This is a genomic window from Alteromonas sp. BZK5, assembly GCF_014349115.1.
Taxonomy (GTDB): domain Bacteria; phylum Pseudomonadota; class Gammaproteobacteria; order Enterobacterales; family Alteromonadaceae; genus Alteromonas; species Alteromonas macleodii.
Window position 1 is genome coordinate 43548 of sequence record NZ_JACSOE010000018.1, and the last position, 25904, is coordinate 69451.

The window sequence follows — 25904 nt, forward strand, 5'->3', positions numbered from 1 at the left end:
CTTATTCACCGCGAGCAAGTTGTGCTTCGGCAGTAGACTCGTCCATTACATCAAATTCGCCAGACTCAGTGTTGTAGTAAAGCACTTCACCTGAACCAATGTTATATACCCATCCGTGAAGCTTAACCTGACCTGTTGCAATTTTTGCAGCAACAGCAGGGTGAGTACGAAGGTGCTGAATTTGCTGAACAACGTTCTCTTTCGTTACCGCTTCTAGATCGTCAATAGAAAGGTCTGAATGGCCACAGCGCTCTTTAACAACTTCAGTGGCAACACGGCAATGACCTAGCCACTCTTTTACATGCGGTAGCGCACTTAAGCCTTCAGGGTTGATGGCGCCTTTCATTGCACCACAGTCAGTATGGCCACAAATAACAATGTGAGAAACGCCCAGTGCTGCAACTGCAAACTCAATAGACGCTGTCATGCCACCAGTTTGGTTGCTGTGAGGAGGTACGATGTTGCCCGCATTACGACAGATAAATAGCTCACCCGGATCGGTTTGTGTTACTAAATTCGGGTCGATACGTGAATCAGAGCACGTAATGAAAAGCACTTCAGGGTTCTGCCCAGTAGCTAGTTTTTGAAACGTAGCTTTTTTGTTTGGGTAAACTTCTTTCTGGAATTTGGCAACACCTGAGATAACGTGATCCATATATAACTCCCAATTTTTTAATAATTGTAATGATTATGTAATTACGCCAGTTTCACCTGATAGACTAATAGTTTAATATACTAACTCGCGATAGCTAAATACTATCACTGCTTACGTAACACTACCCATAAGCATAGTAAGAGAGAGCCATTTTCACCATGCAATTCAACGGAAAGACCCCGTCAATTAACCAAATCCGCTATTTTGTTGCAGTGGCTAAATACCTAAGCTTCAGGCAAGCAGCGGGAATACTGGGAATTAGTCAGCCTACTCTGACCAGTCAGATCAGTGCGCTAGAAAACCTATTAGGGCTAACGCTTTTTGAACGTTCACGCACAGGAACGCTGTTATCTCCCCAAGGTAAAGCATTGCTTGATGCAGCGGAAGAGGTGCTGCAGGCCTCTCAACGGTTCAGCGAAGTTGCACGAGACTTGTCCGAGGGTGAAGTTGTAACCTACCGGTTAGGGATACCGCCAACGCTAGGGCCTTATTTACTTCCCTTTGTGCTACCAGATCTGCACAAACGGAAGCCCGGCTTGCGCTTCTATGTTCGAGAAGGCGCCCCTAACGCATTGCAACACGGTCTACTGCGTGGTGAATATGACCTAATTCTTTCCCCACTTTCGGGCGAAAACTCTCAATTGATCACGCAACCACTCTTCAAAGAGCCTTTAAAATTCGTCACGCCTTCTGATCACAAATTGTCAGGAAAAGCCTATGTTAAGCCAGAAGAAATAAGCGGCGAGAAAGTGTTAACACTCGAAGACCGACATCACTTTCATCATCAAGTGCAGCGCATTTGCGATGAGATTGGGGCAGATTTACAGCGTGATTATGAGGGCACCAGCCTCGATACTTTGCGTCAAATGGTGGTAATGGGCATGGGTGTAGCGTTCCTACCAGGGCTTTATATTCATTCTGAGTTGCACAAGCCTGAAGCGTTACACGTGTGTGAGATTGCCGATATGCCTATTGAGCGTCAGCACTCATTAGCGTGGAGAAACACTGCGCCTGGACGAAAGACCTTTAGAGAAATATCAATTATCATAAAAGAGATAATTGAAACTCGCCTGTCGGACGCCGTGACTATAGTCAGTGCTGCTCCAAGCCCTCTTCCAAAACGTTAAACTGGTTGTAATTTATTATGATTGATAGACAACATTTACGAATAGTAAGAGCGATAGATGCTGAAGGCACGATGACAGAAGCGGCAAAATCGCTTTTTCTAACCCAGTCAGCGTTAAGCCACGCAATGAAAAAGTTGGAAGCCCATTTTGACGTACCGCTTTGGAAAAAAGACGGCAGAAGACTCACGCTGACTCAGGCGGGTCAGAGTGTATTGGGCTTAGCTCACCGAGTTTTACCCCAGTTTGAGCATACTGAAGCCCAATTACGCAGATTCGCCGATGGTAAACAGGGCATATTACGCATTGGGATGGAGTGCTACCCGTGTTTTGAATGGTTGCTCAAGGTAGTGGCGCCTTTTTTGAAAGCCTTTCCAGATGTTGATGTCGATGTACGCCGAGCGTTCTCTTTTGGCGGTTTACAAGCGCTTCACGGGTACGATATTGATATATTGCTCACGCCAGACCCTCTTTCACTTGAAACCATTACCTACACGCCAGTGTTCGAATATGAACAAGTGTTGGTAATGGATAAGCACCACCCTTTGGCAGAGAAACCATTTGTTACACCGAAAGACTTAAGCAATGAGACGCTTATCACCTACCCCGTAGAACTCAGTCGACTGGACGTATTCACGCATTTTCTTACTCCTGCCAATTGCACAGTGAGGCAACATAAAACGATTGAAACCACAGAGATCATCTTACAAATGGTAGCAGCGGGACGTGGTGTTACTGCGCTACCTAAATGGTTAATTGATGAATCAAAAGAAAGCGATCTCCTGACTTGTCGGTCGCTTGGTGAACAAGGCGTATCAAAAACGCTGTACTTGGGTCATAGAAAAGCGCAGGACGTATTGGGGTTTGTAGATGATTTCATTGCCCTTTCGCAAATGCACAAGCCATAGGTTTTCCAAACTTTATTTCGGAAATTTATGTCAAACTAAGGAATAAAACAACTCGCTTGCCAACAATGTTGGCAAGCGAAAACGCTCTAATTAAAGACTATTGCGCATTATGCGCGGTTAACGGTATGAAAGGCGCTAAATTTTAAACTGCCCCACCAATTCTTTTAAGTCACCAGAAACGGCACTTAGCTGCGTAGCTTCCACAGCTAACTCTTCTGCATGCTGACTAGTTTTATCACTTAAACCAGTGATAGCTACGAGCGACTTATTAATATCTTGCGCCACCTCCGTTTGCTGCTCGGTCGCAAGTGCTATGTGAGTACTTTGCTCGTGAACCAAACCTATAGACTGGGTAATGTCTTTAAGCGTTTCGACCACTTTCTCCGTTTTATCGACACCAGATTGAGAACGGGATTGTCCTTCCTGCATAACACTGTTGGTCTGCTCAGACATCGCCTGCAATCGCTCTACCATTTTTCGTATATCAGTCGTCGATTCTTGTGTACGACTTGCTAATGAGCGAACTTCATCTGCAACAACGGCAAAGCCGCGCCCCTGTTCACCGGCTCTCGCCGCTTCAATGGCTGCGTTTAATGCCAGTAAATTAGTTTGTTCAGCTATGCTGTTAATTACATCGACTACAGCACCGATGCTATCTGACTCTTTGCTCAATCCGCCCACAACTTCAACACCCTGACTGATGGCGTCAGCCAGCGCGCGAATTTCCCTCATGGCATCTTGCACTTGCTCACTGCCGGCTTGTACCAATTCATCTGCTTTAGTCGCAGCGTCACTGGACTGTGCCGCATTTTTAGAAATTTCAACGACGGTAGCAGCCATCTGCGTGACTGCCGTAGACACATTGTCCACCTGACTACGCTCTTGGTTAATTTCCTTGCTAGTCGCGTGACTCACATCTCGAAGGTGATCCGCTGCATCAGAAACAGCCTTAGTGTTAGCGGCAGTATCCTTTAGCAATGATCTTAGTTTATCAGTAAAGGTATTAAACTCTATGGCTAGCGCACCGATTTCGTCGTTACTCTTAACTTCCAGACGCTTGGTTAAGTCGCCGTCGCCATGCGCTATTTCCGCCATTGCGTTGCGCATTTCGACCAAAGGCTGCGTGACTTTAGCACTCGCAAAATAAGTAATAAGCGCTATTAATCCAATAATCACAAAGGCGACGATAATTGCCGTAGTAATTGCATTATTTATAGGGCTATCAATGATGCTTGCAGGGATAAGAATGCCCAGCGACCAATTCATTTGTGGGTTAGTTAACTGAGCGTGCTCAAAAACCGCAACATAGTCTTCCCCCTTCCAGGTAACGTGCACAATACCAGATTCATTAGCCGCTATATTACTTGCCAACTTGCCAAATCCTTCAGTGCTATCAAACACGCTGTCAAAGTTGCGAATAGAGGAGCTTAGTGGCAACGCTTTGCTCTGTTTGGGAAAGTAAACAATGTTTTGGTTTTCATCGAGTAAAAACGCCGTGCCTTGTTCTTCATAACGAATGGCATCTATGACCTTACCCACCGTGCTAATAAGAATATCGACCCCGCCAACGCCTAATAACGCTCCATTTTTGTATATCGGGGTTTGTACTACTGCAGATACGCTTCCATCTTGGGAATCGACAGCAGGAGGCGTTACATATAGCTTTCCTTTTTCAACGGCAGTGGTAAACCACGGACGTTTAGTTGCAAAGTAACCGGCGTTAGGATTGCCAGCATCAGAACCCGAAGTGTCGACGCCGACTCGACCCTCTTCATAGAAATATTCACCCGTCTTAGCTGAACCAAAGAACGCCGATTTAATAATGGGATCTTGGCTGCTGATGCCCTCAAATGTGGCATAGATATCTTCAGTTTGAGCCAGTTGGCTTTCGGGCGCCCCTCGCGTGTTATGGCGCGTAAAAAAATCTTGTAGAAAAGGACTACTTAGGAACGCTCTAGCAACGCCGCCATAGGTTGCGAAGAAGCCTTCAACGTCATTAGCCTCACGTGCAACTAAGGATTTAAGCTCTTTTTCTACGCGACTGCGGGTGTTATCTGCAACGGTATTGACTAAGAAAAACGCCGTAATGAGTAACATCAAAGCTATGCTACCGCCAACGATAAGCATGAACTTTTTTTGGAGTGATATGGATTTCATTTGTACTTCTCATTGTTTACTAAACGCCACAACGTGTGAAAAGTGTATTCCAGCACTAGGGCCTGTTGACCTTTGTTGTACATTTTTGCAGCGGTCTTTGTGCCATCTAGACAAGGCGGATGTTTGACGGTTTAGTGGTTCTAAGTCGAAAACATTCAACGCAGTATAGATGGCACAAAGGCGCTGCCCGAAGGGGTCGTTATGGAAGCCTTTTACTCTTTGTCACAGCCCTTTAACTTAGCCCACTAGGCTTGCAGGAATGTTTCGCGATTAAAAGGCTTCCATTTAGACCAAAATTCGTACATCAAAGGTCAACAGGCCCTGATAATTCGCACACATTTCAGGTTTAGTTTTATTAGTATAAAAGCGCAAGTGAGCCGAGCTCGCTTGCACTTCTAATACTTTGAGATATACAGAGAAATTTTACAACCTCTGAAAGTCAATTCTACGAAAGTTTAAATACAGAGTGAATTGAACGCTTTTAAGAATTAGCTGTAAAAGCAAAGATAAGCGGTAGGCGTAGACACTTTTACGTCAAAAGAAGCATCGGCGGGTACATTAAAGCTGGTGCCTGTAGCAAAAGATTGCCATTCGTCACTTCCCGGAAGCTTCACAACTAGCTCACCTTCAACCACTTTCATTAGCTCTTTTTGTGATGTAGAAAATGTATATTCACCCGGCGACATCACGCCCGAGGTGCAGGGGCCGTTCGCAGATTCAAACCCAATCGAGCTCACTTTATTGTCGAAATAATGGTTTACTTTAAAGCTCATAGTTACTCCTTTGATGTGAGTGCTGACTTTCTTTGCTTTAACTGTTTTTAAAGCAAAGTGCTGCAGCCTTGATACTTCTTTAGCGTTTTTGCCAAATAAGCATATGGTTATTGGCGGGCATGTCGATTATGTCTTGCAAGCTTAACTCGCCTGCCCAAGCTGTAAGCTCATTGATATCGCGGTAGCCACCATAACCACGCGCTAAAAGCGAAGTATGGAAGGCTTGGTTACTTTCAGAAGTAAACTTACCACTATGTGTAAAAGGGCCATACTGACAGAATACGCCCCTTTTGGGTAAGTGCAACGCTACTGATTCCATGAGTAGCTTCGCCTCTTCTTTTTGCATGATATGCGCGGTGTTTGCCGTAAAAATCCCGTCTATGTCGAGGTTGGGAAAGTCATCTTGCCCAACGGTGAATGCAATGGGAGGTTTCACATTCCCCGTATTTGAATCACTCAGCCACGTGGCAATGCCTTCGTGATAGTGTGGTTGGTCGCTTGTGTGCCAAATAAGATGGGGCAAATGCTCAGCCAAAAATACGGCGTGCTGACCTGTTCCACTCCCTATCTCTAATACCTGTCGGCAATTGGCAAATTTACGTTCAAGCACGCTCAAAATTGCGCGCTTGTTGTTCTCACAAGCCTGACTAAAAGGCTTTTCGATCTGCATACACGTTACCTGCCTAATCAGCATTAATCACTTAAGTTTGGACCCAACCACTTTTCAGCTTCTTCTAAGGTCCAGCCTTTACGTGTGGCGTAATCTTCTACTTGGTCGGCTTGAATTTTGGCGACAGCAAAGTATTTGGCATCAGGGTGAGCAAAATACCAACCCGATACTGACGCCCCCGGCCACATGGCGTAACTTTCCGTAAGCTTCATACCTGTATGCTGCTCTGCTGACAACAAATCCCAAATAAGCTGCTTTTCAGTATGCTCGGGACACGCGGCGTAGCCTGGTGCCGGTCGAATGCCTTGGTATTTTTCGCGAATAAGTTCTTCGTTACTTAGTGATTCGTCAGCGGCGTAACCCCAGTAATGCTTACGCACTTGCTCGTGCAGATATTCCGCAAACGCTTCGGCAAGCCTGTCTGCCACCGCTTTAACCATAATGCCGTTGTAGTCATCGCCAGTCTGAATATAGCTATCAGCAAGCTCGTCTTCACCTATACCGCCGGTGACGGCAAAAGCGCCCACATAATCATTTATGCCACTCGACTTTTCAGCTACAAAGTCTGCTAAACAATAATTAGCGAATTTGTCTTTTAGGGTTTGCTGACGCAAGTGATGGGCAACACCTTGAATCTGGTTTCTCGACTCATCGGTATAAATTTCAACATCGTCATTAACGCGGTTGGCAGGAAACAAGCCGATAACGCCTTTCGCCTGAAGGCTGTTCTCTTCGATAATTTTATCCAGCATGGCGTTGGCGTCGTTAAATAGTGACTTTGCCTGCTCTCCCACCACCTCATCTTCAAGTATACGTGGGTACTTGCCTGCCAAAGACCAGGTTAAGAAAAATGGCGTCCAATCAATGTAGTTGCGCAGCGTAGCCAAATCGGCGGTTACCGGTGTTACACCTAGGTTCGCAGGTTTTACTGGTAAAGTCGTAAAATCTGGCTTAAAAGCGTTTTCTCTGGCCTGTTCTAACGTCACCGGCTTGCTGCGCGGCTTTTTACGGGCGTGCTGTTCACGTACCGTATCGTATTCTTTTGCCAATTCCTGCGCGTAAATATCGCGGGACGTTTTGTTTAGAAGGCGCTGACATACGCCTACTGCTCTACTCGCATTTGGAACATAGGCTACAGGCGCATGGTAGTTTTGTTCAATTTTTACCGCAGTGTGCGCTTTAGACGTCGTCGCACCGCCAATAAGCAGCGGGATATCAAAGCCCTGACGCTCCATTTCTTTGGCAACGTGAACCATTTCATCTAGTGAAGGTGTAATAAGGCCCGACAGGCCTATCATATCAACGTTTTCATCTTTAGCGGTTTGTAAAATTGTCGCCGCTGGCACCATTACGCCAAGATCAATCACTTCAAAGTTATTACACTGAAGTACCACGCCAACAATATTTTTACCGATATCGTGAACGTCGCCCTTTACCGTCGCTAATAGAATTTTGCCGTTACTTTTAGCGTCGTCTGACTTTTCTTCTTCAATGTATGGCTGTAAATGGGCTACCGCTTTTTTCATTACACGTGCCGACTTTACTACCTGAGGAAGGAACATTTTACCTTCGCCGAACAAATCTCCCACCACGTTCATGCCGTCCATTAACGGCCCTTCAATAACGTGTAATGGACGCTCAGCTTGCTGACGTGCTTCTTCGGTGTCATCAATGATGTAGTCGGTGATCCCTTTAACTAGGGCGTGCTCTAAGCGCTTATTAACCTCTTGCTCGCGCCAGGATAAATCTTCTTTTGCGGCAGCCTTTCCATCGCCTTGATAGTTCGGTGCAATATCGAGCAAGCGTTCAGTGGCATCACTTCTGCGGTTTAAAATCACGTCTTCAACCGCATCTCGAAGTTCAGCCGGTATTTCGTCATATACCTCTAGCTGACCTGCATTCACAATAGCCATATCCATACCCGCTCGAATAGCGTGATATAGGAATACCGAGTGCATAGCTTCACGTACCGGGTTGTTACCTCTGAACGAGAACGAAATATTAGAAAGACCGCCGGAAATATGAGAGTACGGGCAGGTTTTACGTATCTCACGGGTAGCTTCAATAAAATCAACCGCGTAGTTATCGTGCTCTTCAATACCCGTCGCTACTGCGAAAATGTTAGGGTCAAAAATAATATCTTCAGGTGGAAAGCCGACTTCTTCTGTCAGCAGCTTGTAGCTACGCTGACAAATTTCTACTTTTCGAGCTTGTGTATCGGCCTGGCCGGTCTCGTCAAACGCCATCACTACGGTTGCTGCACCATAACGCTTTATTAGCTTGGCTTGGTTTAAGAAGAGCGCTTCCCCTTCTTTTAAGCTAATAGAGTTAACAATCGCTTTGCCCTGTACACACTTAAGTCCTGCTTCGATAACATCCCATTTAGACGAATCGATCATAATAGGTACGCGGCTAATATCAGGCTCAGAGGCGATTAGGTTCAAAAAGGTGATCATGGCCTGCTTAGAATCAAGCATGGCCTCATCCATATTGATATCGATGATCTGCGCGCCGTTCTCTACTTGTTGCCTTGCGACATCAAGTGCAGTTTCATAATCACCTTCAAGAATAAGTCGTTTAAAACGAGCGGAGCCTGTTACATTGGTACGCTCACCGATATTAATAAATGTAGAAAATTCTGCGCTCATAATGCCCTCCTAGTGTACAAACGGCTCTAGGCCTGACAAACGCATTTTGGGTTCAAACTGTGGCACTTTTCTTGGCGCAATTCCATTGACCGCGTTAGCAATATCGCGAATGTGTTCCGGCGTACTGCCGCAGCAGCCACCTACAATATTCACTAGCCCAGACTGCGCCCATTCTTTGATGTGCTCGGCCATTTCAGGGCCTTCCATGTCGTATTCACCAAACTCGTTGGGTAAACCAGCGTTAGGGTGCGCTGAAATTAAGCACTCACTAACAGTAGCAACTTCATCTACGTATTGGCGCAGTAAGTCTGGTCCAAGAGCACAGTTTAAGCCGAATGAGAATGGACTGATGTGTCGCATGGAATAATAAAACGCTTCCGCGGTTTGACCAGACAGCGTGCGCCCTGAGGCATCGGTAATCGTGCCAGACACCATAACGGGCAGCAATATACCCAGCTTTTCAAAAACCGACTCTACCGCATAGGCTGCCGCTTTCGCATTAAGTGTATCGAAGATGGTTTCGAGCATGATTAAATCTGCACCGCCTTCAATGAGCGCTTCGGTAGACTCGCTATACGCTTCCACGAGTTCGTCAAAAGTAACATTGCGTTTGCCTGGGTCGTTAACGTCAGGCGAAATTGAAGCAGTGCGATTTGTTGGGCCAAGTACACCTGCCACGAAACGGGGTTTGTCTGGTGTCTTTGCTGTGAACTCATCGGCAGCTTTACGCGCCAATTTAGCTGCAGCTAAATTAATATCACGGGATTGAGCCTGCATATCGTAATCGGCCATAGCGATAGTCGTAGCATTAAACGTATTCGTTTCAATAATGTCCGCGCCAGCTTCAAAGTAATCACAGTGAATTTGATAGATGATATCGGGCTGGGTAAGAACCAGCAAATCGTTGTTACCCTTAACATCGCAGTGCCAGTCGGCAAACTGTGTTCCGCGATAATCTTCTTCTTCTAACTTATGGCGCTGGATCATGGTGCCCATGGCGCCATCTAATATAAGGATGCGCTTTTTAGCGGCTTCTGTAAGCGTTGCTTGCGCGCTAGAATTTGGTCTTTGGCTCACGTGCTACCTCTTTGGCTGTGACTTTTCAGCAAGCTGACTTAAATCGTAAGGCGTGGTCTGATAGACATAATAATTCAGCCAGTTTGTAAACAATAGGCTACCGTGTGAGCGCCACTGTACAATAGGAGACTTGGCTGGATCATCCCCTTCAAAATAGTTTTTTGGAATTACTGGCGTTTGTCCCGCGGCAATATCTCGAAAATACTCATCTTTAAGTGTATCTGGATCGTATTCCGGGTGACCCGTTACAAATACCATGCGCTTATCTTCTGACGCCACAATATAAGCGCCTACATCGTCAGACTCTGCAACAACACTAAGTCCATCGACGCTGTTATACAACGAGGTGTTAATATGCCCATAACGGGAATGTGGTGCGTAAAAAGAAGGATCAAAGCCCCTTAATAGCTCATTATTCGGGTCATTCACTTTGTGTTTAAAGACACCTGAAAACTTTTCGTCTCTAAGCTCTCGTGTAATGCCGTAAAAGTGATACATGGCGGCGTGGGCAGCCCAACACAAGTAAAGGGTTGAGTTCACGTGACGCTGCGCCCACTCCAATATGGTGGTCATGGTTTCCCAGTACTTTACTTCCTCGTAATCGATAAGCGCGAGAGGCGCACCGGTGACAATAAGGCCATCGTATTTCTTATTCGCTACCGCTGAAAAGTCGTGATAGAAAGCATCCATGTGCGATTGGGGGGTATTCTTCGGCGCTTGATTATCAATTCGAATTAAATCCACGTTTATTTGCAGTGGCGTGTTCGATAATAGACGAAGTAACTGTACCTCTGTTTCTATCTTGTTCGGCATTAAATTAAGAATACCGACTTCAAGAGGACGAATATCCTGATTGGCAGCCCTGTCCATGTCCATGGTAAAAATATTTTCACCTAGTAGTACATTCTGCGCGGGTAACTGCTCAGGAATACGAATTGGCATAGAGGGCTCCAGTGATAAATTACAATATCTGTATTGTGTCTATAACTGGCGATATGTCAACATCTTTACGTCTAGACGTCTAAACGTTTTTTTTCTCTGGTGCTCAAAAATACTAATTATTTTGTTTATGCACCATTACCAACATCTCAGCTTCGGCACGAGGAATGTCGCAGGCTTCAATAATTTCATCAATGCTAGCGCCTTGCTTGACTAAGTCCGCCGCACGCTGATATAGGCGTAGGGAAGGATCTTGAAGCTTGAGTTCTCGAAGCTGGTTTTCAATATCAGTTTGCTTTTCGTCTAACTCTTGAAGGTGTCGAGTGATCACCAAGGTGCGTGCTTGCGCCTCAGTTTGTTGATTATTTGCATTTTTAGCAAGGGCTTCAGTGCGGGCAATAGCCTCTGCGTTAGCATGTTCGCTTTCGCTTAATGCAGAACGCAACTGCTTAATGTGTGAATGCAGCACACCCATCGCGGCGATGAGTATAACTACAAGAATACACAGTATGAGTTCTAATAAGGTAGGTGCAGCAAGCTGCCAATCCATGGACATAACCCTTGGGGAAATGTAGGCAGTATTATAGTCAATACCGCCTATTCATTTATTTAGATGTTGCTAAGCTCATCCCACTCTTCGTCGCTTAACAATTTATTAAGATCTACAAGAATAAGCAGTTCGCCGTCGCGGTTACTTACACCTTGGATAAACTTAGCACTCTCTTCAGTACCTACGTTAGGGGCACTATCAATCTCTGAAGATTTCAAGTAAACCACCTCAGCGACACTATCCACCAGAATACCAACTACCTGCTCGTCAGACTCAATAATAACGATACGGGTATTATCAGTAATTTCTGTTGGCGGTAATCCGAAACGAGCACGTGTATCGATAACCGTTACTACGTTACCACGCAGATTGATAATACCAAGTACATAGTCAGGTGCACCGGGTACAGGGGCTATTTCGGTATAACGCAAGACCTCTTGAACTTGCATCACGTTGATACCGTAAGTTTCTTCACCTAAGCGATACGTTACCCATTGAAGGACTTCGTCGTTGCTGTCGGTGGCGTTATTATTTATTCTTTCGTCGCTCATGAACCTGGCTCCCAATACTATGGCGTCTGGTCGTTACTGCCTAAGCCTTTGTTAAGCATAGATATTAATTCTTCAACGTCAATTAACGCGCACATTTTTTCTTTAACCATCCCTGCTAACCAGGGACGCTTACCTGTGGACTCGCGCCATTTAACATCATCGGTAGTCAAATTGATCGTATTGACTAGCTTTTCACTAGCCAGCCCCCACGCACTTTCCCCTAACATTATAAGATATCGGTAGTTAAGCGATTGTGCGAGGTTTTCGTCATATTTTTCTGGCATTACCCATTTTGCAGAGTCAACAACACTTAGTTTAGACTCTCTGTGCAACATTACACCCATAAACCAATCAGGTTTTCCAAATAAAGGGCCAATCTTCTCAATTTGGTGGATCCCACCTAGCGACGTCAAAGGCACCGCAAGTGTTAACCCTGCAACCTCAAAGAATAGCGCCTGAAAGCGAAAACCGAGAGTATCCTTTAGTGGAACTTTTGTTTTTTCAGAGCGGTTTAACGCAGCCTCTTGTTCATTTTCTACTAAAGTTTCTGTGTGAGACTGTTGCTGTTCATCTTCAATTGTCCCTGCTTTTTGCGTTTCAATTAACGATGTAACCTTTTCCGCTATCGCTTCTTGTTCATTCGATTGCGGCTCACTATCATTGGCGGTAGAAGCAAGCGCCGTTTCAGCCATCTGCTGAGAAGCCTGCTCGAGCAATTTTGCCGTGCGCGCAGTCACATCTTCCGGTGCTTCTGGCTCTTTGAGGAGACTATCAAGGTATGCCTCCATCACTTCTTCACGGGCAAAAGGCGATTGCTTGCTCATGTTCTCGTTATTTCTCCAATACCGCTAATAGTTTCTCGTACGCAGACACACCACGTGTTTTGGGGTACGCTGCGGAAATGGGAAGCTGTACTAAACTTGCATCCCTGAAGTGCGTGTCGACGGGAATAACCCCTTCCCACACGCGCTCACCATAGTCATTCATTAAGCGCTTTCGCGATGCAAGCGCCGCGTTAGTGCGCTTGTCAAACATAGTTGGAATAATCACAGTATCAAAGGATTTGTCCAACGAACGTCCCATGATTTCCATGGTACGAATCATTCTGTCTAGCCCTTTAAGCGCCAGATATTCTGTTTGGGTAGGCACGATAACCTTGTCACACGCTGCAAGAGCGTTAACCATCAGCACCCCAAGCACTGGAGGGCAATCGATGATAGCAACATCAAATTCTCCTGCAATTTTTGCCAACGCTTTTTTTAGGACTAAGCCCATACCTTGTTCGCTACCCATCGTTCTATCTAAGGTCGCGAGCGCCATTGTTGCAGGAAGCACATATAAGTTGTCTAACTTTGTCGGGCACAGACAATCCATAACATTATCGGCCGTAATGTCATTAGACTTAATAAAAATATCGTAAACTGAATGACTTGACGCTTCTGCATCGATACCGAAGTAATAACTCAGCGATGCATGTGGATCAGTATCAATCATGAGCACTCGCTTGCCCTGCTGTGCAAGCAAGCCACCAAGGCTCACCGTAGTGGTTGTCTTCCCTACGCCACCCTTTTGATTTGCTACTGTCCACACTTTCATATTTGCTGTTCCATTACGGTTCAAACTGCTATCGCATTTCGGTTTGAACGCAACTGCTCATATCATCAATGTTTATATTTTTACTGGATATATTGGCAACGGCTACAGCTTGAGGCATACCGTACACAACACAGGAATCTTGGTCTTGAGCCCAAATCATTGCGCCTTTTTCCTTGAGCATTCGGCATCCTTCTCTGCCGTCAGCCCCCATACCCGTTAATATAATTCCTAATACATCCCCACCATAAGCTTTAGCCAGAGAACTGAAAGTGAGATCAACACTGGGCTTATAATTCACCTTGTCACTCGCACTTGCATCAACAATGGCAATGCGTTTATTCGCACCTATGGTTTCTAGCAACATTTGCTTCCCACCGGGAGCAAGATACGCATGACCTGGTTTTAGAATGTCGCCGTGCTCGGCTTCTTTTACTCTAATCTTACAGTTTGTGTCTAAACGCTGTGCAAATGCCGTAGTAAATGTTCCAGGCATGTGTTGTACAAGCAAAATGGGGTATGGAAACTCTGCAGGTAAAGGAGACAGCACTTTCTGAAGCGCCACAGGCCCGCCTGTAGAAGCCCCAATTGCTAAACACTTGTAGTGCTTTCCCGTCGCTCTTACAGACGAAACGGTTGGTTGTTTGGCTGCGTCTTTATGCCCTGATAGCAACCCTGATGTTTTAAAAAACGCCTGCTTTGGCGCATTATCAGGAAGCTTTCTTGCCTCTGTAGAGCGAAACGACGGACGCTTAAGACCAATACCACGACGCGCTATTAAGCGTACCTTTGTACACAACAAGCGCGATGCGTCTTTTCTGTCCTGCGCGATATCTTCAAATTTCTTAGGTAAGAAATCGAGCGCGCCCGCTTCTAACGCATCTAATGTCGCTTGCGCACCATGATGCGTAAGCGAAGAAAACATAAGAATAGGTGTAGGCCGTTTGTCCATTATAGCCTTTACAGCTGAAATGCCGTCCATGACAGGCATTTCAACATCCATCGTTATCACATCCGGCTTAAGCGCATCTGCTTTTTCAAGTGCATCGCGCCCATTTCTCGCTTCCCCAACAACTTCAAGTTCCCTATCGCCATCGAGTATTTCTTTTACTCGACGACGATAAAAAGTCGAGTCGTCCACGACAAGGACTTTAAAGACCATGGATTATTATTCCTGTTAATTCATCGCCTTACTTGATGGGTTTACGCGCATACCGTTTAAGCAGGCTCGGAATATCTAAAATTAGTGCAATTCCACCGTCTGATGTAATCGTGGCTCCCGCCATACCAGGCGTGCCTTGCAATAATGCATCAAGAGGTTTAATAACCACTTCTTCTTGGCCTATTAGCGCGTCTACTACGAATCCTACTTGTTGTGTACCAATTTGCACCACAACAACGTGTCCCTTTTCTCTATCGATGTTTTTGGGACCTCGAATCAACCATTCACCAAGGAAGAACAACGGAATTGCTTTTGAACGAACTATCATTGTTAGCTGGCCATCGACCGTGTTGGTCTTTTTGATGTCCATATTTATTATTTCGTTCACCGCACCTAATGGTAACGCAAAGGTTTGTTTTCCTACAACAATCATTAGCGTCGGAAGAATGGCTAGCGTTAGCGGAACTTTGATATCCAGTCGCGTGCCTTTTCCTAGCTGTGAATCAATGTTCACGGTGCCGTTAAGTTGGTTAATTTTGGTCTTAACCACGTCCATGCCCACACCGCGACCAGAAATATCACTAATTTCTGTTTTGGTTGAGAACCCTGGCGCGAATATCAAGTTAAACGCTTCAACATCCGACATCCGTGCTGCTGCGTCTGCGTCTAGTACACCGCGACTAATAGCAATTTCTTTAAGCTTTTCAGGATCCATTCCTTTACCATCATCTTCGATGGTTAGAAGAATATGATCGCCTTCTTGAGATGCCGATAGCTGAACCGTACCCATGCGCGGCTTACCCGCTGCAGCACGGTCATCAGGCATTTCAATACCATGGTCGACGGAGTTTCTCACCAAGTGCACAAGTGGATCGGCCAGTGCTTCAACCAGGTTTTTGTCTAAATCAGTTTCCTCACCCACAAGCTCAAGGGTTATTTCTTTTTTCAAGCTTCTAGCGAGGTCTCGAACAACGCGAGGGAAACGACCAAACACCTTCTTGATAGGTTGCATGCGGGTTTTCATTACCGCACCTTGCAAGTCGCCCGTTACCACATCTAAGTTGGCAATGGCTTTGGACATGCTTTCGTCGTTACTGTTGATACCCAAGCTTATTAGCCTGTTTCTCACTAGTACGAGTTCACCCACCATGTTCATAATTTGGTCAAGGCGCTTGGTATCTACACGTACTGTAGTCTCAGCAGGAGGGGCAGCTGGTGCCGCCTTCTTCTCATCTTTTTTAGGCGCTGCTTTTGGTGCAGCAGGTGCGCTTGCTTTAGCTGGCGCTGCGGCGCTAGGAGCAGGCGTCGCTTTTGGCGCAGCTGGCGCTGCTTGTTTCGCTTTTTGAACCGCTTCTGTTGCTGCCTTATCTACAGGAGGCTCTGGCGCCTTTGAAACGGCTCCCTGCTTGGTAGGCCCTTGCCCTGAGCCATGCAGTTGGTCAAGCAGTGCTTCAAATTCGTCATCGGTGATTTCTTCATCACCAGCTGCACTCGGCGTAACTGGTGCTGGAGCTGGTGTATTTGCCTTTGGCGCAGCTTCTTCACCACCAAACTTGCCTTTGCCATGTAAATCATCGAGCAGCGCTTCAAATTCTTCGTCGGTGATATCGTCGTTATCACTATCGGCAGCAGGTGCAGCAGCCTTTGCAGGTTCGCTTTTAGCCGCTGAGGACTGTCCTGGTGCCCCAGAGCCATGAAGCTCATCAAGCAGCGCTTCAAACTCATCTTCAGTGATTTCGTCAATACCGCCGCTATCACCAGAACTTGGTGCCTGTGCAGTAGGCTCTTCAACAACTAATTCTGGCTCTTCAATCGCGGGCTCAGGTTCTGACGCCGGCGCGCTTTGTTCACCAAAAATATTCTCATCTGGAGATTCCGGGCGACTTAGTTTGTGTAACAAGTCTACTAGGTGTGCATCTGCTGGCTCTAATGGATCCCGAGCTTTCACTCGTTCAAACATTTCAACCACAACATCTGTGGCTTGCAGAATAATATCCATCAGTTCAGGGGTTAGTGTTCGTTGACCGTTACGCATTACGTCAAAGACGTTTTCCGCACCGTGACAAATTTCTACTAACTCGGTAAGAGACAGGAACCCTGCTCCCCCTTTAACTGTGTGATAACCACGGAAAATTGCATTCAGCAAATCCGCATCTTCAGGATTGTTCTCAAGATCAACGAGCTGTTCTTGTAATTGTTCAAGTATCTCTCCAGCCTCAACTAGAAAGTCCTGTAATATATCCTCGTCAACATCAAACGACATGCGCCCGCTCCCCTAAAAACCTAAGCTAGACAGAAGATCATCTACATCATCTTGGCCTGACACGACGTCGTCGCGATTATCGGCATCAATGATAGGGCCTTCTGCCTCTACACCATCAACCTTATCGGCCTTAACGCTGGATGGTTTAGTTTGTTCTGCACCGTCGCGTTCACCAAACATGGTAAGCATGTTAACTAAGCTGTCTTCCACTTCTTTAACCAAGTCGATAACGCGGCGAATAACCTGACCAGTTAAGTCTTGATAACCTTGAGCCATCAATACTTCTGTAAGTAACTGTGTAAGTTTAGCTGACTGTGCCGAACCTTCTTCCAACAATTCGTCTAAGTCTGCGCATAAAGCCTTGAATTCACCCAACTCTATTTGGCGATTCATCAGCTTCTTCCACTCAGGCATAACCTTTTCGATGCGCGCCGACAGCATTTCAGCTATAGGCATGCTCGCTTCAACGGCATCCATAGTAGTATTAGCAGCTTTTTCAGTTTCTTCAATTACGTAGGTTAGGCGGGATTGTGCATCGGGAATATCATCGGTCGCGAGATGTTTAATGCGGTCGTCTATTTGGAAATTATTCAGCGCGTCATGGAGCTGACGCGTCAGTTTCCCTACTTCGGCAAATAACTCAACGTTTTCTTTCATTGAGGCCGCTTCTAATAGGGCATTGGCTGAATCGTTATCACCCTCTTCAAGGTAGGTGACAAGCTGTTTTGCTTCTTCCAACGAAATTGGAACGTTTACACTCGTTGACATCCAGTAAACCTCATTTCTCTGGTGAGCGTCTGGATCAACCTAAACGTTCGAATATTTTATCTAATTTTTCTTTAAGTGTTGCTGCAGTGAACGGCTTAACAACGTAGCCATTAACACCTGCTTGCGCTGCGGCTACAATTTGCTCTTTCTTCGCTTCGGCAGTAACCATAAGTACTGGTAGGTGCTTGAGTTTGTCATCGGCTCTAATCGCGCGAAGCAAGTCAATACCCTGCATACCAGGCATGTTCCAATCGGTAACTACGAAATCGAAATCACCTTGCTGCAACATAGGCAATGCAGTACTTCCGTCATCCGCTTCCTGGATGTTGGAAAAACCCAAATCTTTAAGTAGGTTTTTGATGATACGTCTCATGGTTGAAAAATCATCGACCACGAGAATTTTCATGCTTTTGTCCAAAATAGCCTCCAGTGAGGGGTTAATTGTTATTAATTTCTATTCTTCGTCAGCTTGCCACGACTTCATTCGTGATTTGAGTTTTAACATGGCCTGACTGTGAATTTGACTGACTCTCGATTCACTTACATCAAGAACCTCACCAATTTCTCTTAGGTTCAGCTCTTCATCATAATACAGCGAAAGTACAATCGCTTCTCTTTCAGGTAATGTCGTAATTGCATGGGCAAGCGCTTTTTGGAAAGCGCCTTGCATTAAATCTTCCAGTGGTGCGTCGCTACCTCGATTTTGCTCTGTCGAAATAACATCTTCTGACACACCTAAATCTTCAATACCTAACAGCTTTCCGGCATTTACTTCATTAAGCATTTGGTGATAGTCCTGCAAGCTTACATTAAGCTTATCAGCAATATCAGAATCTCTAGCATCGCGACCTGTTTCGCTTTCTACTTGCGAAATTGCTTCAGTGATCGCTCGGCCATTTCGGTGAACTGAACGCGGTGTCCAATCCCCTTTGCGAATTTCATCTAGCATAGCACCGCGGATGCGAATACCTGCAAAGGTTTCGAAGCTGGCACCCTTGGAGCCATCAAAGTTTCGCGCGGCTTCTAATAATCCAATCATGCCTGATTGAATTAAATCGTCTACAAGAACACTAGCCGGCAATCGCGCTATCAAGTGATGCGCTATACGCTTAACCAATGGCGCATGTCTTTCGACTAACTGCGCTTTATCGGTTTGTTGTTGATAAGCGGCTGCCTTGCTGTTCAACGCTGACTTCCTACGGCTTTTTCTGCAACTAATTGTTCAATGAAAAACTCTAAATGGCCACCTGGCTGCGCTGGAATAGGCCATGTTAAGGCTTTACTTGCCAACTGTGTTATTGCAACGGCTGCCGGTGAACCTGGGTAAGCATCGACAATGGCAGTTTGTTTACGCACTGCTTTACGAATGTTCTCGTCAAACGGTACTGTCGCCACTAATTCTAGTGCAACATCTAAAAAACGCCCTGTCACTTTGCTTAATTTACTAAATAGTTCTTGGCCTTCTCGCACGTCGCGCACCATATTAGCCACAACTTTGAAGCGGAAAACACCGTGCTCTCTATTCAGAATTTTTATCAATGCATACGCATCTGTCAATGAAGTAGGCTCGTCACACACAACGACCATGATGTCTTGTGAGGCTTTTGAAAAGCTCAACACCATGTCTGAAATACCTGCCGCTGTATCAACAATAAGCACGTCAATTTGCGAGCGTAGCTCACTAAAGGCACGAATTAGGCCAGCGTGTTGCGTTGGCGACAATTCTGCCATCGACTGCGTGCCTGATGTGGCAGGGGCAATCTTTATTCCGTGCGGACCGGTCACTAATACTTCATCAAGTGTACATTCGCCGGAAAGCACGTGGGATAAGTTTTTCTCAACACGCAAACCTAACATAACGTCTACGTTAGCAAGACCGAGGTCCGCATCGAGAACCATTACACGTTTACCTTGCTTCGCCATGGCGATAGCGGTGTTCAATGTAATGTTTGTTTTACCTACGCCACCTTTGCCACCGGTGACGGCGATTACTTTGATTAACCGTGATTGCTTCATTTTTCTTAAGCTACTCGCTTGGTCGTCAATCATACTGCTTATGCTGTTTTAATTGCGTTGTTACCACTAGTATGATTCAAACCGTACTTTTTATAAAGCTTTGCAGCAGCGGAAACCAAAGATTTCGCTTCTGCAATCTTAATGTCTTCAGGTACTTTTTGACCATCGGTGACATAACTAACCGGTAATTGGTATTCAACCGCTGCACTAAGCACCTCTCCTAAAGAGTAGCACTCATCTAACTTTGTGAAAATACAGCCACTTAGTTCAATATCATCATACGCTTGAATGATTCTCTGCAAAGCAGGATATTGCGTATTTGCTTGCGCTACCAAATATTTTTTAACATTTGGCATTTGTCCGTTATCAAACTGCTTAATTTGTTTAATTAATCGACTATCTCTTTGACTAAATCCAGCCGTATCAATCAATACTAGTCGCTTATGACGAAGTTGGAATAATAAATCCGCAAGTTCTTCACTAGTCTGCGCTTTTCTCACCGTGCAGCCAATAATCTTTCCGTATGTCGCTAGCTGCTCATAGGCGGCAATTCTATACGTATCAATGGTAATCATCGCAACCGACTCTGCACCGTATTTCTGCGCATAGCGGGCAGCAAGTTTCGCAACGGTAGTTGTTTTACCGGTACCTGTTGGTCCTACTAATGCAACAGCACCTTGTGCGCTAAGTATATCGTTTCCTGTCACATTTATGCGATTAGCCAATAGGTTAAGAAGATATACCCATGCATCTCGTTCGTTGTAATGTGACGGCGTATAGCTAATAAGCTGTTTCGCTAACGCGTTGCTTAACCCCATATCGGTTAAACGGGTGATTAGATATTGATGAACAGGTTTTTGACGTTTGTTCTTAGCTTCCATCAAGTCGGCCACTTGATATTGCAATACATCGCGAAGAGACGCTAACTCTTCCTTGATTTGCGCAAGCTCCGCTGACTGCGTCACAGGGGTATCATCCATACTAGACGCTTGATGCTCTGGGAAAGCGTTCTGACGAACTGGTTCATGAGAAGACTGCTGGGCTTCTACGTCGTCAATAAAGGCTTCTGAGAAGTCTAAGTGCGAAGCAATTTCATTGGCGTGCTTAGCATTCGCTGTCATTGGTTGGTTAGGTTGCGCGGGACTCGTCACGCCATTATTTCCACCGTGCTGCTTTTCTAGCAGTGCTTTAAGGCTATCAGGACCGTCGTCACCAATGATTTCGCTCAAGCTAGGCACTGCCTTTTGACCAGGTGTTTTTGTAGCGGCTTGTGGAGACGCTTTCGGCGTAAACAACTTCGCTTCAGGCTCTTTGTCGTAGGCTGCGACAAGCTCAATACCGTCAGCAACTTTGCGATTTGACATGATCACAGCGTCACTGCCCAATTCAGCTTTAACTTGGCTTAACGCCTCACGCATATCTTTGCCGAAGAAACGTCTAATTTTCATTGCAACCTCTCCAATCACCCAGTGTCAGATTATTGACCGACCGAACTGACTATTTTTATTTGTTTGTCGTCAGGCACTTCTTGGTAAGACAGAACATGAAGCCCAACAACCGAATATTTTAAGAAGCGAGACAGAACGGGTCGTAGCATGCCTGAGGTAAGGAGTACTGCAGGCTCTCCTTCTAACTCTTGCTGCTGACTGGCTTGCTGCAATGATTTTTGCAGCTTGTCTGCCAGGCCTGGTTCTATGCCAGCGCCATCTTCGCCACCTGCTTGAAGTGACTGGTGCAACATCTGTTCCAACTCTGGCGCCAAGGTTATGACAGGTATCTCTTTTGCACCTTGAGTAATTTCTTGGACAATTAAACGTTTAAGGGCAATACGCACCGCAGACACTAAAACATCGGGGTCTTGGCTGCGCGTGCCGTACTCACTGAGTGTTTGCACGATTGTACGCATATCGCGAATAGGCACGCCTTCAAACAATAAGGTTTGCAGTACTTTCACGACGGTGCTTAGCGGAAGAATGTCTGGTACTAATCCTTCAACCAGTTTCGGATGCTGCTTGGCAAGCATATCAAGAAGTTGTTGGGCTTCCTCGTGCCCTAATAATTGATATGCATTGTTAGAGAGTAATTGGCTTAAATGGGTCGCTACAACGGTCGCAGCGTCTACTACTGTGTACCCAAGGGTTTGGGCATGCTCCCGTTTGTTGGGCTTAATCCATACTGCGTCTAAGCCGAACGCGGGGTCTTTGGTGGCACGCCCTTCTAATTTACCGAACACTTGCCCTGGATTAATAGCAAGTTCTTCATCGTGACTGATGATGGAATCCCCAATCGTTACGCCTTGCATAGCGATGGTGTAAGTGTTGGGCTCTAAATCCAAGTTATCGCGAATGTGGACAGGCGGAATAAGGAAACCCAGCTCTTGCGATAGTTTCTTACGTACGCCTTTAATGCGCGTCAACAACTCGCCACCCTGGGATTTATCGACAAGAGGAATTAAGCGATAGCCCACTTCCAATCCGATGGTATCTACCTGCTGAACATCATCCCAGCCAAGCTCTTTCACTTCAGGCGCAACCGATTCATCTTTTACCACATTGTCTGGCACTTTGGGCTCTGCGGCCTTTCTCTTTTCTTGGACCGACTGCCAGTAAGCAAAGCCTGCAATCAAGAATGAGAACCCTAAGAATGCGATATGAGGCATCCCAGGAATGATACCCATCACAAATAGAACGCCCGAGGCTATATAAAGAGCTTGATTATTACCAAGCTGACCGCGGATTTCTTTGCCCATTTCCTGAGTCTCGTTTTCACGAGTAACGATAATGGCTGTAGCGACCGAAAGTAACAATGAAGGAATTTGCGCCACCAAACCATCACCGATGGTCAATATGGTGTAGATTTCTATAGCGTTACCGAATGAAAGCCCGTGCTGAATCATGCCAATAAAAAGACCACCAACAATATTAATCAGCATGATGAAAAGGCCTGCGACCGCATCACCCTTTACAAATTTTGACGCACCGTCCATCGACCCGTAAAAATCCGCTTCTGCGGTAATCTCTTCACGGCGTTTACGTGCTTGATCTTGATCTATATACCCTGCATTTAAATCAGCATCTATGGCCATTTGCTTACCGGGCATAGCATCTAACGTAAAGCGAGCGCTTACTTCCGAAATACGTCCTGCGCCTGCGGTTACAACTTTAAAGTTGATAATAAGAAGAATGGCGAAAACAACAATACCTACGGCGTAGTTACCACCAATCACGACCTCACCGAAGGCTTCGATAACTTTACCTGCTGCATCGCCGCCTTCATGTCCGTAAAGTAAGACAACGCGAGTAGAAGCCACGTTAAGCGCTAGTCTCAATACGGTAGCGATAAGTAACACCAAGGGGAAAATGCCGAAATCTACTGGACGCTGGGTAAGTACAGCCACCAAGATAATGACTAGCGACAACGCAATATTAAAGCTAAACAGCACGTCCAGTAAGAATGGCGGCATAGGCAATATAACCATGCCCATAATTGCCAAAAGGACGATGGGTGCGCCTAAACCACTGGTAAAATTTTGCAGCTGATTTTTATCGAATCGCTGAAGATAACCGGATAACTGCATGGCTTGGTGTCTCTCTATCAGAAAATTGACGCTTTATGTGAAACTGAAGGAGAGTTTTCAACTAACGTGCCAGCTTTGTGTATTACGTAAAAGTTATCCAAATCCGAGCTGTAATCATGCGTGATTACTGTCTACAGCGACTTGTATAGAGCGATTAAGATTTTGTATCCGAGGGACATATGAACAGTTTATAATTACGTCACTATTTCTAGGGCCAGCTCTTACCTATGCCCCGCCTTCAAAGTCAATTTTTCACCCATTTAGCGGTTGGGTTAGTGTCGGTACTCTGGTGGGATAGGCAAATCCCGTTTAAGTGGCTTAGGACGTTTGCCCTTACCTGCTTTGTGCGCTTTTAACTGATAAACATGCGCAAGCACCTGCGCTACCGCCATAAATAAAGCGTTAGGAATTTCATCGTCCACTTCAGTGGAGTAGAAAATGGCTCGCGCTAACATGGGTGAAGGGATCAACGGCACATCGTTGGCGGTAGCAATTTTTCTGATGTGCATCGCTAGCTCATCAGCACCTTTCGCGACCACAACCGGCGCCCTTACCCCCTTCTCGTCATATTTAATAGCAACAGAAAAGTGAGTAGGGTTGGTCACTACAACATCTGCTTGTGGGACTTCCTGCATCATGCGCTTGGTTGCAGCCTGATATTGCAGACGGCGAATTCGACCTTTAACCATAGGGTCGCCTTCCGCATTTTTCCGTTCGTCTTTAACCTCTTGCTTGGTCATCTTCATTTCTTTGTTGTGCTTATACATTTGATAAGGCACATCAATGAGCGCGATAGGGATCATGCCGCACACCAGAATAAGAAACGCCCACTTAAGCATGTCGAGTGCGTGAAAGATGTTTCCCGGATAAAGCTCCATATCAAGGTGGAGCGCTTCATCTTCAAAGAACAGTAACGCTCCGATGGCCATGCCAATTATGACCACCACTTTTGCTATAGACTTGAGTAACTCAACCAAGCCGTTCATGCCGAACATACGCTTGAAGCCTTGAATAGGGCTCATTTTTGAACCCTTAGGTTTTGCACCTTCCCAGGTAAAGTTAAAACCGCCAAGGGCGATAGAGCCATAAATGCCCGCTATCATTGCCACAGCCATGTATAGCAGCACGGCAGGACCTACTGCCGAAAAGGCTTCACCCCATGCGCCAAACATGTGGGTGATATCATAGGTCTCGTCACGAGAGAGAATGAACATTCTCTGAGTAAGTTTAAAAACAGATTCAGCAATCCACCCGCCCACAAACAAAAACATAAAAGCACTGACGATAAGTACTAGGGTCGAAGAGAGTTCACGGGAACGGGCTAGCTGCCCTTTTTTTCGGGCATCTTCGAGTTTTTTCCCCGTGGGGTCTTCTGTTTTTTCGCTTGAATCTGCCATGTTTTCCTACGAACAAATATTCAATAGTTCACACATAAACTGTTCAGCTCTAAACCATTGGGTTTCGAAATGTGCAGTAAAGTTATCAAGTGTTATCCAAATAATCAGTAATCCCATTACCTGAGCAATGGAAAAACCAATACTAAATATGTTTAGCTGTGGCGCAGCTTTGGTCATTACGCCAAACGCCAAATTCACGATAAGCAGCGAAACGATTGGCGCAAGGGAGAGGGTCACTGCCGATATGAACATCCAGCCGGCCCAATGGGCAATATCGCGGAACTGTTCACCGGTCCACCATGCTTCGCCTATGGGAAACGCCTCAAAGCTCATGACTATCATTTGGATCATGGACAAATGCCCATCCAAGGTCCAAAACAACAAAGTCGCCAATATCAGATAAAACTGACCTACCGCCGGCACGTTAATACCATTGACTGGGTCAACAATAGACGCAAAGCCCAAACCGGTTTGCATTGCTATAACTTGGCCAGCAAGCACAAAGGTATTGAGCACCATCATTGATATAAAACCAATAGCAATGCCTATTAGCAACTGCTGAATAACGATTAAAAATGTGCCCACATCCACCAAATTTTCTATGGGTGACGGGGGCACTACCGGCATGATGATAAGCGTGAGCATTATACCCAACAAGGCTCTTACCTGCGGGGGAATGGATTTAGCACTCAAGCCAATCATGGCCACAAACAAGCCGCTAATGCGCATAAACGGCAGCAGCATGTCTGCAAGGAATTGATTGATGGTCGCGAGTTCGACTTCCACAGCTTTAGCCTTCTATCCCACAACCTGCGGGATCATATCAACCATTCTGAAAGTAAAGTCCATAAGCTGTTGCACCAACCAGTTTCCGCCCCAACTCAGCGCGAGAAGCGTAACAAGTAAGCGGGGCAAGAAGCTCATGGTTTGTTCGTTGATACTGGTGGCTGCCTGAAACACAGCAACAACTAAACCTACGATCAAGCTTGGAACAATCACCGCAGATACCAACACGATAACCATGAACATAGCTTCTCGCAGTATTTCTACAAAGACTTCTGGTGACATAAGCCCTC

Annotated in this window: 24 protein-coding genes; 2 read left to right on the forward strand and 22 right to left on the reverse strand. The window is 45.8% G+C overall.

Annotation, left to right across the window (positions count from 1 at the left end; all coding sequences use genetic code 11):
* Position 1: 1 nt before the first annotated feature.
* Positions 2 to 655 carry a carbonic anhydrase gene (locus tag BIZ39_RS07485; protein ID WP_014948664.1) on the reverse strand — a complete coding sequence of 218 codons (654 nt, stop codon included), beginning with the start codon at positions 653 to 655 and terminating at the stop codon, positions 2 to 4.
* A 158-nt stretch (positions 656 to 813) separates the two neighbouring features.
* On the opposite strand from BIZ39_RS07485, the gene BIZ39_RS07490 reads away from it, so the two are divergent.
* Together BIZ39_RS07490 and BIZ39_RS07495 are read left to right on the forward strand one after the other, a co-directional pair.
* Positions 814 to 1782 carry a hydrogen peroxide-inducible genes activator gene (locus BIZ39_RS07490; protein WP_187446704.1) on the forward strand — a complete coding sequence of 323 codons (969 nt, stop codon included), beginning with the start codon at positions 814 to 816 and terminating at the stop codon, positions 1780 to 1782.
* 17 nt (positions 1783 to 1799) lie between these two features.
* Positions 1800 to 2687, forward strand: a complete 888-nt coding sequence (locus tag BIZ39_RS07495) for a LysR family transcriptional regulator (RefSeq protein ID WP_061485053.1) — start codon at positions 1800 to 1802, stop codon at positions 2685 to 2687.
* 135 nt (positions 2688 to 2822) lie between these two features.
* Here BIZ39_RS07495 and BIZ39_RS07500 read toward each other — a convergent pair whose 3' ends face one another.
* From BIZ39_RS07500 to fliQ, 21 genes are all read right to left on the reverse strand, one after another.
* A complete protein-coding gene (locus tag BIZ39_RS07500) occupies positions 2823 to 4844 on the reverse strand; it encodes a methyl-accepting chemotaxis protein (RefSeq protein ID WP_187446705.1) in 2022 nt (673 codons plus the stop codon).
* Between the two features lie 488 nt (positions 4845 to 5332).
* Positions 5333 to 5617: a pyrimidine/purine nucleoside phosphorylase gene (locus BIZ39_RS07505; protein WP_014948660.1), complete on the reverse strand. Its 285-nt coding sequence runs from the start codon at positions 5615 to 5617 to the stop codon at positions 5333 to 5335.
* 79 nt (positions 5618 to 5696) lie between these two features.
* On the reverse strand, positions 5697 to 6287 hold the full coding sequence (locus BIZ39_RS07510) for a DUF938 domain-containing protein (RefSeq protein ID WP_187446706.1): 591 nt from the start codon (positions 6285 to 6287) through the stop codon (positions 5697 to 5699).
* A gap of 23 nt (positions 6288 to 6310) precedes the next feature.
* Positions 6311 to 8935 (reverse strand): methionine synthase, encoded by a 2625-nt coding sequence (gene metH, locus BIZ39_RS07515; RefSeq protein ID WP_187446707.1) that lies wholly within the window; start codon positions 8933 to 8935, stop codon positions 6311 to 6313.
* A 9-nt stretch (positions 8936 to 8944) separates the two neighbouring features.
* Complete coding sequence (locus BIZ39_RS07520) at positions 8945 to 10012, reverse strand: homocysteine S-methyltransferase family protein (RefSeq protein ID WP_061094485.1); 1068 nt, start codon at positions 10010 to 10012, stop codon at positions 8945 to 8947.
* A gap of 3 nt (positions 10013 to 10015) precedes the next feature.
* Complete coding sequence (metA, locus tag BIZ39_RS07525) at positions 10016 to 10954, reverse strand: homoserine O-succinyltransferase MetA (RefSeq protein WP_039224879.1); 939 nt, start codon at positions 10952 to 10954, stop codon at positions 10016 to 10018.
* 112 nt (positions 10955 to 11066) lie between these two features.
* Complete coding sequence (locus BIZ39_RS07530; RefSeq protein ID WP_168532404.1) at positions 11067 to 11501, reverse strand: DUF2802 domain-containing protein; 435 nt, start codon at positions 11499 to 11501, stop codon at positions 11067 to 11069.
* 59 nt (positions 11502 to 11560) lie between these two features.
* A complete protein-coding gene (locus BIZ39_RS07535; protein ID WP_014948654.1) occupies positions 11561 to 12052 on the reverse strand; it encodes a chemotaxis protein CheW in 492 nt (163 codons plus the stop codon).
* A 17-nt stretch (positions 12053 to 12069) separates the two neighbouring features.
* Positions 12070 to 12876 (reverse strand): chemotaxis protein CheW, encoded by an 807-nt coding sequence (locus BIZ39_RS07540; protein ID WP_187446708.1) that lies wholly within the window; start codon positions 12874 to 12876, stop codon positions 12070 to 12072.
* A 7-nt stretch (positions 12877 to 12883) separates the two neighbouring features.
* Positions 12884 to 13648, reverse strand: coding sequence for a ParA family protein (locus BIZ39_RS07545; protein ID WP_014948652.1), 765 nt, complete (start codon positions 13646 to 13648; stop codon positions 12884 to 12886).
* 28 nt (positions 13649 to 13676) lie between these two features.
* Positions 13677 to 14807, reverse strand: a complete 1131-nt coding sequence (locus BIZ39_RS07550) for a chemotaxis response regulator protein-glutamate methylesterase (RefSeq protein WP_187446709.1) — start codon at positions 14805 to 14807, stop codon at positions 13677 to 13679.
* Positions 14808 to 14835: 28 nt separating this feature from the next.
* Positions 14836 to 17070, reverse strand: a complete 2235-nt coding sequence (locus BIZ39_RS07555) for a chemotaxis protein CheA (RefSeq protein ID WP_187446710.1) — start codon at positions 17068 to 17070, stop codon at positions 14836 to 14838.
* A gap of 12 nt (positions 17071 to 17082) precedes the next feature.
* Complete coding sequence (locus BIZ39_RS07560; protein WP_187446711.1) at positions 17083 to 17838, reverse strand: protein phosphatase CheZ; 756 nt, start codon at positions 17836 to 17838, stop codon at positions 17083 to 17085.
* A 34-nt stretch (positions 17839 to 17872) separates the two neighbouring features.
* Complete coding sequence (gene cheY, locus BIZ39_RS07565; protein WP_012517682.1) at positions 17873 to 18256, reverse strand: chemotaxis response regulator CheY; 384 nt, start codon at positions 18254 to 18256, stop codon at positions 17873 to 17875.
* Between the two features lie 36 nt (positions 18257 to 18292).
* Positions 18293 to 19024 (reverse strand): RNA polymerase sigma factor FliA, encoded by a 732-nt coding sequence (locus BIZ39_RS07570; RefSeq protein WP_187446712.1) that lies wholly within the window; start codon positions 19022 to 19024, stop codon positions 18293 to 18295.
* On the reverse strand, positions 19021 to 19887 hold the full coding sequence (locus tag BIZ39_RS07575) for a MinD/ParA family protein (protein ID WP_014948648.1): 867 nt from the start codon (positions 19885 to 19887) through the stop codon (positions 19021 to 19023). Before BIZ39_RS07575 ends, BIZ39_RS07570 begins: the two co-directional genes overlap by 4 nt.
* A gap of 5 nt (positions 19888 to 19892) precedes the next feature.
* Positions 19893 to 21302 (reverse strand): flagellar biosynthesis protein FlhF, encoded by a 1410-nt coding sequence (flhF, locus tag BIZ39_RS07580; protein WP_187446713.1) that lies wholly within the window; start codon positions 21300 to 21302, stop codon positions 19893 to 19895.
* Positions 21303 to 21331: 29 nt separating this feature from the next.
* A complete protein-coding gene (gene flhA / locus BIZ39_RS07585) occupies positions 21332 to 23431 on the reverse strand; it encodes a flagellar biosynthesis protein FlhA (protein WP_187446714.1) in 2100 nt (699 codons plus the stop codon).
* A gap of 272 nt (positions 23432 to 23703) precedes the next feature.
* Complete coding sequence (gene flhB, locus BIZ39_RS07590; RefSeq protein ID WP_187446715.1) at positions 23704 to 24828, reverse strand: flagellar biosynthesis protein FlhB; 1125 nt, start codon at positions 24826 to 24828, stop codon at positions 23704 to 23706.
* Between the two features lie 6 nt (positions 24829 to 24834).
* A complete protein-coding gene (gene fliR, locus BIZ39_RS07595; protein ID WP_014975908.1) occupies positions 24835 to 25614 on the reverse strand; it encodes a flagellar biosynthetic protein FliR in 780 nt (259 codons plus the stop codon).
* A gap of 12 nt (positions 25615 to 25626) precedes the next feature.
* Positions 25627 to 25896: a flagellar biosynthesis protein FliQ gene (gene fliQ / locus BIZ39_RS07600; RefSeq protein ID WP_012517675.1), complete on the reverse strand. Its 270-nt coding sequence runs from the start codon at positions 25894 to 25896 to the stop codon at positions 25627 to 25629.
* Between the last annotated feature and the right edge of the window lie 8 nt (positions 25897 to 25904).